3 protein-coding genes and 1 pseudogene are annotated in these 3467 nt (G+C 66.7%); all 4 read left to right on the top strand.

All coding sequences use genetic code 11. The annotated features are described in order from the left end of the window. A pseudogene (locus AC1D2K_RS32145) lies at nt 1-279 on the top strand (methyl-accepting chemotaxis protein); the annotation flags it as partial. A 165-nt stretch (nt 280-444) separates the two neighbouring features. After that, entirely contained in the window at nt 445-2088 is a 1644-nt protein-coding gene (locus AC1D2K_RS32140) for a methyl-accepting chemotaxis protein (RefSeq protein ID WP_478094170.1), read from the top strand. Further along, entirely contained in the window at nt 2085-2600 is a 516-nt protein-coding gene (locus tag AC1D2K_RS32135) for a chemotaxis protein CheW (RefSeq protein WP_478094168.1), read from the top strand. Before AC1D2K_RS32140 ends, AC1D2K_RS32135 begins: the two co-directional genes overlap by 4 nt. A gap of 32 nt (nt 2601-2632) precedes the next feature. Continuing rightward, nucleotides 2633-3467 (top strand): MCP four helix bundle domain-containing protein (locus AC1D2K_RS32130; protein ID WP_478094167.1); only part of this gene is annotated, 835 nt, incomplete at its 3' end.

The following is a 3467-nucleotide window of genomic DNA, read 5'->3' as shown; positions in this document are numbered from 1 at the left end:
ATCGTGGACAGCGTGAAGCGCGTGACGGACATCATGGGCGAGATCACGGCGGCGAGCCAGGAGCAGACCTCGGGGATCGAGCAGATCAACCAGGCGATCACGCAGATGGACCAGGTGACGCAGCAGAACGCGGCGCTGGTGGAAGAGGCCGCGGCGGCCGCCGGCTCGCTGCAGGAACAGGCGTCGAGCCTGGTGCAGGCGGTGAGCGTCTTCAAGGTGGGAGCCGGCAGCGGCGGACGCAGCGAGCCTGCATTCGGAGGGCCTCGCGCGGACGGCTGAACCGAATTTTCAAAGCCAGCCCTTCAGGACTGGCGACCCGCTGCCGATAACCCGGAGAGAGTCATTTCCCAACCACGCAGGTCGTGAGCATGTGCAGGCTCGAATTCGAATCCGGACGCGGTGCATCCGCACGCGCGTCGAACCCATTGGAAAGCGCTGAAGCGAATGCGTGTCAATCTACCCGTCAACGACCAGGAATATCGGCTGCCGAAGGGCGCAGCCCTGGTGTCCCGCACCGATCTCAAGGGGCGCATCACCTACGTCAACCCGACCTTCGTGGAGGTCAGCGGCTACGCCCTCGATGAGCTCATGGGCAAGGCCCACAACATCGTGCGCCATCCCGACATGCCGCCGGAGGCCTTCTCCGACATGTGGGACACGCTGGCTCGCGGCCTGCCCTGGACCGGCCTGGTCAAGAACCGCCGCAAGAACGGCGATTTCTACTGGGTCCAGGCGAACGTGACGCCGATCCACCGCAACGGCGTGACCGAGGGCTACATGTCGGTGCGCCGAGAACCCGATCGTGCCGAAGTCGACCAAGCCGGGCGGATCTATCGCCGCATTCTCGACGGCCAGGCATCGGGCCTGCGGATCTTCCAGGGGGAGGTGGTCTCCCGCGGCATCTCGGACCCGATCGGCAGCCTGCGCCGCATTCCGATCCGGCGCCGGATTTCCGGGGTCGCCGCCGGTGCCGCGATGCTCTCGCTGGGCATCGGCGCCGTGGCCTGGTCGGCGGTCGCACCGCTCGCCGCGGCATCGAGCGCGCCCGGCTGGTTGCCGACGCTGATCGCGGGAGCGTCGCTGGGCTCCGCGCTGGCCTGGATCGGTCTGGGTCATTTCCTCGCACGCACGGTCTTCCAACCGCTGGATCAGGCCGTGTGCGTTGCGCAGGCCATCGCGGGCGGCGCGTTGACCGAGTTCCAGATCCGTCCCGGCGACGAGACCAAGGGCTTGCTGCGGGCGCTGAACCAGATGAGCGCGAACCTGTTCGCGATCGTTGCGGATGTCGGGGCCAGCGTCGCCGGCGTGATGACCGCCTCGGGCCAGATCGCCGCGGGCAACCAGGACCTGTCGTCGCGCACCGAGGAGCAGGCGAGTGCGCTGGAACAGACCGCGGCCTCGATGGAAGAGCTCACGAGCACCGTGAAGCAGAACGCCGACAACGCGCGCCAGGCCGACGAGCTCGCAGCCTCTGCATCGGAGGTGGCTGTGAAGGGCGGGGAGGTGGTGAGCCAGGTGGTCGACACCATGGCCTCGATCAACGCGTCCTCGCGCCGGATCGTCGACATCATTGGCGTCATCGACGGCATCGCCTTCCAGACCAACATCCTGGCGCTGAACGCCGCGGTGGAAGCCGCGCGGGCCGGCGARCAGGGCCGGGGCTTCGCGGTGGTGGCGGCCGAGGTGCGCARCCTCGCGCAGCGCTCSGCSGSCGCGGCCAAGGAGATCAAGGGCCTGATCGACGACTCGGTGGGCAAGGTCGGCGCGGGCAGCGCGCTGGTGGCCGARGCGGGCAAGACCATGGAAGAGATCGTCGGYAGCGTGAAGCGCGTGACCGACATCATGGGCGAGATCACGACGGCGAGCCGGGAGCAGACCTCGGGGATCGAGCAGATCAACCAGGCCATCACGCAGATGGACCAGGTGACGCAGCAGAACGCGGCACTGGTGGAAGAGGCCGCGGCCGCCGCGCAGTCGCTGCAGGCGCAGGCCGGGGGCCTGGTGGACGCAGTCAGCGTCTTCAGGATGGATGCCGGGGGCAGCACCCGCGGCAAGAGCAAGTTTCAAGTCATGGAGTCAACGAAATGAACGCAGATCAAGGCAAGCAGTCCCTCCAGGAAGCAGCCGCTCCGGCGGCGCGCGCGGCCAGGCCGCTCGAGTTTCTTTCCTTCACGCTGGGCGAGGAGGAATACGGCATCGACATCCAGAAGGTRCAGGARCTGCGCGGCTACGACGCGGTGACGCGGATCGCGAACGCGCCGGAGTACATCAAGGGGGTGGTGAACCTGCGCGGRATCATCGTTCCGATCATCGACATGCGGATCAAGTTCGCGCTGGGGACGCCGAGCTAYGACCAGTTCACGGTGGTGATCGTGCTGAACATCRGRGGSCGGGTGGTGGGGATGGTGGTGGACAGCGTGTCGGACGTGATCACGCTGTCGCCGGARCAGATCAAGCCGGCGCCGGCRATGGGCTCGGTGCTGGACACGGACTACCTGATCGGGCTGGGGACGCTGGACGAGCGGATGCTGATCCTGGTGGACATCGACCGGCTCATGTCGAGCGASGAMATGGGCCTGATCGAGGCCGCCGCGGTCTGAAATAAAGCGAACTTCCAACTCCGAGCCCCCTCATGAATCTCCTGTCCAACGTTCGCATCGGAACCCGCCTCGCCATCGGCTTCGCCATCGTCCTGGGCCTGACGATGGTCTCGACCACGATTGCGCTGGTCAGTGCGCGAAACAACGCGGAAGCCACCCGCCACATGATGCAGATGCCGCTGGCCAAGGAGCGGCTCATCGCGGACTGGTACGTGCTGACCTATTCGGCCATCGCGCGCACCTCGATGATCGCCAAGACCACCGACGAGACGCTGCCCGTCACCTTCGCCGAGGTGATTTCCGACAGYGTCAAGAAGGGCAGCGAGACCATGGCGAAGGTCGAGGCGCTGCTGGCGACCGACTCCGAGAAGGCGACCTTCAAGTCGATCGTCGAGCTGCGCGCGAAGTACCAGGCCGCCAAGGAGCTGGTGGGCAAGGCGAAGGCGAGCGGTAACGCGGAGGAGACGGAGCGCGTCTTCAAGGCGTCGTTCCTGCCGGCGGCGAAGGCCTACGAAAGCCGCGTGCTCGAATTGCTGTCGATGGAACGGCAGGCGATCGACGACATGGGCCGCGCGATCGATGCGGCCAACGAGCGCGGCGTCGTCCTGCGGCTTCTGCTGAGCATCCTGACGGTGGTCCTCGGCAGCCTGTTCGCGTGGTTCATTTCGCGCAGCATCACGAGGCCGCTCGACAAGGCGGTCAAGGTGGCGGAGTCGGTGGCGGCGGGCGACTTGAGCACGCGCATCCAGGTGGAAAGCCGCGACGAGACCGGCCAGCTGATGCAGGCGCTGAAGCACATGAACGACAGCCTCGCGAAGGTGGTGGGCGAAGTGCGCAGCGGCACCGACACGATCGCGACGGCGTCGA

Source organism: Variovorax sp. P1_H12_2, from assembly GCF_056405335.1.
The sequence above is the reverse complement of the archived record's forward strand: the minus strand, read 5'-3'. Positions and strand labels throughout refer to the sequence as shown.